This is a genomic window from Halorubrum sp. AJ67 (assembly GCF_000513435.1).
This window is the reverse complement of sequence record NZ_CBVY010000003.1, coordinates 445,158-450,679: the sequence shown is the minus strand read 5'-3', so window position 1 is coordinate 450,679 and position 5,522 is coordinate 445,158. Positions and strand designations below refer to the sequence as shown.

4 protein-coding genes are annotated in these 5,522 nt (G+C 65.3%); 3 read left to right on the top strand and 1 reads right to left on the bottom strand.

Annotation, left to right across the window (positions count from 1 at the left end; genetic code table 11):
• Positions 1-1,234, top strand: a 1,234-nt coding sequence (locus BN903_RS05420) for an RND family transporter (RefSeq protein WP_048076721.1), incomplete at its 5' end; no start/stop codon positions are given.
• Positions 1,235-1,291: 57 nt separating this feature from the next.
• Here BN903_RS05420 and BN903_RS05415 read toward each other — a convergent pair.
• Positions 1,292-1,714 carry a hypothetical protein gene (locus BN903_RS05415; RefSeq protein WP_048076720.1) on the bottom strand — a complete coding sequence of 141 codons (423 nt, stop codon included), beginning with the start codon at positions 1,712-1,714 and terminating at the stop codon, positions 1,292-1,294.
• Between the two features lie 320 nt (positions 1,715-2,034).
• Here BN903_RS05415 and coxB point away from each other — a divergent pair, with 320 nt between their 5' ends.
• Together coxB and BN903_RS05405 are read left to right on the top strand one after the other, a co-directional pair.
• Positions 2,035-2,817 carry a cytochrome c oxidase subunit II gene (coxB, locus tag BN903_RS05410; RefSeq protein ID WP_048076719.1) on the top strand — a complete coding sequence of 261 codons (783 nt, stop codon included), beginning with the start codon at positions 2,035-2,037 and terminating at the stop codon, positions 2,815-2,817.
• A complete protein-coding gene (locus BN903_RS05405) occupies positions 2,814-5,312 on the top strand; it encodes a cbb3-type cytochrome c oxidase subunit I (protein WP_048076718.1) in 2,499 nt (832 codons plus the stop codon). The genes coxB and BN903_RS05405 overlap by 4 nt, the downstream gene beginning before the upstream one ends.
• Positions 5,313-5,522 lie beyond the last annotated feature (210 nt).

Below are 5,522 nucleotides of genomic sequence, written 5' to 3'. Positions count from 1 at the left end.
CCTCTCCCGTCTCGCCCCGGTCGTCGTCGTCGCCCTCCTCCTCGTCGGCGGCGCGGCCGGCGGCGCGTACGGTACCGGCGTGAACACGGAGTTCTCGGAAGAGGCGTTCTTCCCCGACCAGGACCGGCTAGAGACGTACGCCGACCTGCCGGAGCCGTTCGCGCCGACGGAGTACACGTTCCTCGACGTGTTGACGCTGTTCGAGGTGGAGTTCGAACAGAACTTCGGCGGGTCCGTGACGCTGTACGTCGACCAGCCGGTCAGAGACGACGACGCCTTAGAGCTGATCGACCGGACCACGCGGAACCCCCCCGAGACCTTCGCGACGACCGACGAGCGGCGCGCGGCCGCGACGAGCGTCGTCACCGTGATCGACGACCGGGCCGCACAGGAGCCCGAGTTCGCCGCGGTGGTCGAGCGCAACGACCGCCTCGGCAACGGCGTGCCGGACCGGAACGTCGACGAGGTGTACGACGCGCTCCTCGACTCCCCGGCCGAGACGCAGGCGCGCGGCTACGTGGCCGCCGACCGCGGTAGCGCGCGGATCGACTACACGATCCGACCCGGCGTCGACAACTCCGAGGCGGTCGCGGACGTGCGCGCCCTCGCCGAGCGCACCCCGCTCGAAGCCGTCCCGACCGGCTCTCTCGTCGTCAACGAGGCGGTGATCGACCTGTTGACGGAGTCCGCGATCCGCAGTCTGTTCACCGCCTTCGGACTCACGGCGCTGTTCTTGGCGCTGTCGTACGCGTACCTCGAAGGGAAGGCGGTGTACGGCCTGTTGAACCTCGTCCCCGTCCTCGTCACGGTCGGCCTGCTCGTCGGGTCGATGCGACTGCTCGACATCCCGCTGACGCCGATCAACGCGCCGATCCTCTCTGTCTCCATCGGACTCGGCGTCGACTACACCGTCCACTTCGTCCACCGGTTCGTCGACGAGTACAAGTCGGGGCTTCCGGTCGACGAGGCGCTCGACGTCACCATCGCCGGGACGGGCGGGGCGCTCACCGGCAGCATGCTCACCACCGTCTCCGGGCTGGGCGTCCTGTGGCTCGCGGTGATCCCCCTGCTGCGCGACTTCGGCGTCCTGCTCGCGCTGGGCGTGTTCTACGCGTACCTCTGTTCGATCCTGCTCGTCCCGTCGCTCGTCGTCGTGTGGGACCGGTACGGCGGCTACGTCGGACTCGGTCTCGACGGCGGACTTCGGGAGTCGAGTGCCGAGGGCGGTCGCTGACGGTGTATCCGTTCTCGGAGTTCGGTAGCGGCCGACGAGACGATCCGACGGGGCGGCTCAGCCGACGACGCCGACGACCAACTGGACGGTGACGAGGACGAGGAACGCCGCGCCGGTGGCGAGGGTCCCGGCGGCGACGCCGTGCGCGTTCCCGAGCCCACGGCTCCGGGTCGCGAAGTAGGCACCGAGGAAGACGAAGCCGACGAGCAGCAGTCCGACGATCAAGTACGCGACGTTCACCAGCGTGCCCGCGAGCGCCTCCGGGATACCGAAGCTCCCGACGCCGAGGAGGATACTCCCGCCGACGAGGACGGTGACGCCGACGAACGAGACCGCCCACACGACCGGCGTCCGAACGAACTCGCCGAGCGTCGCGACGACGGCCTCGTAGCGTCCGCCGCTCTCGTTGCGGCCGGGAGCGGACCGCTTCCCTCCGATCTCGGCGACTGCGACGAACGTGGCGACGACGAGCAGGCCCATCAGGCCCGTGCTCAAGAGGGTGAGTGATGTCATGGATATCCGTTATTGGGACCTCCGTTCGCGCGTACAAATACCCTTCGACGCGTTGTTCTCTGCCCCGTCGTTCCGGCGTCTTTCGCCCTGTCGTCCCGACGTCTTCATCTCTCTCGCCTGGCGCGCGCTTCGTCCCCCTCTCGACGGTCCACACCGCGGCTCCGCTGGCTGACTCCGGGGGGTCGACACCGGCGCGAAACCGGGTTCTCTACCGTCGATCGTCCGCCCCGCTACACAAGAGATAAGTGTGCCATCGCTAAGGGAGAGACAAGGGCAGACAGACGAACATGATAGATCCAGTTATCCTACAACAGGGGAGCGACTGGCGCGCACAGGCGGAGATCTTCGACGAGATCTTCTTCGTCTTCCTCGCGCTCGGTACGCTCGTCGGCACCATCGTCGTGTCGTACACGCTGTGGAACGTGTACAAGTACCGCGACGACGGCGATCGATCGGACGAGAAGTTCGATGCGCCGACGGTCGGCGAGCTCCCGACGGGACAGGGCGGTCCGAAAGCGAAGAAGCTGTTCCTCTCGTTCGGGCTGAGCGCCATCGTCGTCATCAGCCTCGTCGTGTACGCGTACGGGCTTCTCCTCTACGTTGAGGACGGGCCGAGCGTTCAGGACGACGGAGACATCGAGATTCTCGTCGAGGGACAGCAGTACGGCTGGGTGTACGAGTACCCGAACGGCCACACCGAACGGGGTGAACTGATCGTTCCGGCCGATCAGCGGGTCGACCTCAACATCACGTCGAGCGACGTGTGGCACAACTTCGGCTCGTCAGACTTGCGGATAAAGTCCGACGCCATCCCCGGAGAGTACAGCGAGACGTGGTTTAAGATAAGCTCTGAGGATGTCGAGGCACAAGGCGGGGAGGCGACCTACCGCGTCGAGTGCTTCGAGCTATGCGGTCCGGGTCACTCCCAGATGAAGGGCCAGGTTACGGTCATCCCGCAAGACGAGTGGGAGGAGTGGTACGCGGGCACCGGTAACGGTTCCGAGAGCGCCAGCATCGAGAGCACCGGCGTCGCGTTCGACGCGCCCTCCGCGGGCGGGGTGAGCGCATGAGCGGACTTCCGCCGACGACCTCCGTCAAGCGGTGGTTCGTCACGACCAACCACAAGGACATCGGTATCCTCTACACGATCACCGCACTGTTCTTCCTGCTGTTCGGCGGCGTGATGGCGCTTCTCATTCGCCTCCAGCTGTGGGACCCGACGAGCCAGATCCTCTCCGGACTGGCGTACAACGAGGCGGTCACCGCCCACGGGCTGATCATGGTGTTCTGGTTCCTCTCGCCGTTCGCGTTCGGGTTCGCGAACTACTTCGTGCCGCTTCAGATCGGTGCGGACGACCTCGCGTTCCCGCGGCTCAACGCGGTGTCCTACTGGCTGTACCTGTTCTCGGGCGTCCTGCTCGCGATCAGCTTCTTCCAGGGCGGTACGCTCTCCGCCGGATGGACGATATACGCCCCGCTCAACGTGCCGATGTACACGCCGAGCATCGGGTCGACCGGTGCGGTACTCGCGCTCGCGATGTTCGTCACCGGCACCACGGCGTCGACGGTGAACTTCCTCACGTCCATCCATCACTCGCGCGCCGAGGGGATGGGGATAATGGACATGCCGATGTTCACCTGGTCGATGCTTGCGACCGTGTGGATGATGCTGTTCGCGTTCGCCGCGCTGCTCGCGGTCGGACTCATCCTCGCGGCCGACCGCGTCCTCGGCAGCGTCTACTTCTCGGCGACCGAGGGCGGCTCCCTGCTGTGGGGCCACCTGTTCTGGTTCTTCGGCCATCCGGAGGTGTACATCGTCTTCTTCCCGGCGCTCGGCGTCATGCTGGAGCTGTTCCAGACGTTCTCCGGGCGGCGGCTCGTCGGCCGGAAGTGGGTGATCATCTCCATCTGTCTGATCGCCGTCCAGTCGTTCCTCGTATGGATGCACCACATGTTCCTGACGACGATCAACCTGGAGATCAAGACGCTGATGATGGCCACGACCATCGGGATCTCGCTCCCGTTCGACCTGGTCGTCTTCTCGCTGATCTACACGCTGATCAAGGGGCGGATTCAGTTCACGACGCCGTTCCTCTTCGCGTTCGGCGCGCTGCTGCTGTTCATACTCGGCGGCATCACGGGCGTCTTCCTCGGTGCCATCGTCCTCGACTACGAGTTCCGCGGCACCTACTGGGTGGTCGCGCACTTCCACTACGTGATGTTCGGCGGGGCGACGGCGCTGTTCGGCGGGGCCTACTACTGGTTCCCGAAGATAACCGGGAAGATGTACGACGAGTTCCTCGGGAAGCTCCACTTCGTGGTGTTCTTCCTCGGGTTCAACGCCGTCTACTTCTCGATGTTCCTCGGCTGGGAGACTCCCCGCCGGGTGTTCGAGTACAACCCCGAGTTCCAGATCTACCACCAGTTCGGGACGATCGGCGCGTTCGTGCTCGGACTGTCCTTCTTCATCATGTTCTACAACTTCGCGAAATCCTACGTCTCCGGCGAGCCGGCCGGCGACAACCCGTGGGACTACTCGCGGACGGCGGAGTGGGCGGTCTCCTCGCCCCCACCGCTGGAGAACTGGCCGAACCGGCCGTCGTACGCCTCCGGGAAACTGGAGTTCGTGAAAGACTTCGTGCCGGACGGCGGTCCCGCGATGAAGACCGACGACAACGGCGACGTCGCCACCGACGGCGGCGACAGCCACTCGGCGCACATCTCCGAGTACCCCTACTGGGACAAACACGCGAGCCACGCGAGCATCTGGCCGTTCGCGCTCTCGTTAGCGCTCGGGATCACGCTGTTCGGCTTCTCCGGCTTCGCCGACGCGGTCACAGTCGTGCTGGGTGACAGCGCCATGCAGAGCGAGGTTCAGATCTCGAACGCGCTCTACCCGACCGCGATCGTCGTCGGTCTCGTCGGGCTCCTCTACACCGGCGTCAAGTGGGGCCTAGAGGACTTCTACGCCCCGCCGACCGAGTTCGCCGAGCGCTGGCCGTTCAACGGCGTCGAGAAGGTGAAACTGGGGATGTGGTTCTTCCTCGCCTCTGACGTGATCGTCTTCGGCGCGTTCATCTCGGCGGCCGTCTTCGTCCGCTACAACGCGGGCTGGATGACGTGGTCGCCGCTGACCGAGTCGCTACCGGGGCTGATCAACACGTTCGTCCTGATCACGTCCTCGTTCACGGTCATCCTCGCGCTGGTCGCGGCGCGTCGGAAGAGCCGGCAGGGCCTGCTGGCGACGCTCGGAACGACCATCCTGCTCGGGTTCACCTTCATGGCGATCAAGCTGTGGGAGTGGAACCACGAGATATTCGACCGCGGCGTCACCATCTCCGCGAACGCCCACGGCGACCCGATCCAGGCGTCGATCTACTACGTCACGACCGGGCTCCATGGGATCCACGTGCTGCTCGGCTTAGTGATCGCCCTCTTCCTGTTCGTCAGGGTGTACCAGGGCCACTACCTCGACGACGAGCGGCCGATAGAGTACTTCGGCCTCTACTGGCACTTCGTCGACATCGTCTGGGTGTTCATCTTCCCGCTGTTCTACCTCTTCTGAGGGGGCCAGCGGTCCCGTTTTCTCCGTTCTCGCTTTCCTACTATCTCACTTTCCGCGTCACGACGCGTCTTCTCCGCCCAGCGGCTCCGCACACCACTGACAGAAGTCGACCGTCGGGTCAGTCTCTTTCCCACACTCCGGGCAGCGAACGGTTCCGTCGGCGTCCGCCGCATCCGTCGACGCGGCGTCCGGGTCGCCGTCGACGCCGAC

Coding starts and splice junctions, on each gene's coding strand:
- BN903_RS05415 (WP_048076720.1), bottom strand. CDS start 1,714: ATGGGCCTGCTCGTCGTCGCCACGTTCGTCGCAGTCGCCGAGATCGGA.
- coxB (WP_048076719.1), top strand. CDS start 2,035: ATGATAGATCCAGTTATCCTACAACAGGGGAGCGACTGGCGCGCACAG.
- BN903_RS05405 (WP_048076718.1), top strand. CDS start 2,814: ATGAGCGGACTTCCGCCGACGACCTCCGTCAAGCGGTGGTTCGTCACG.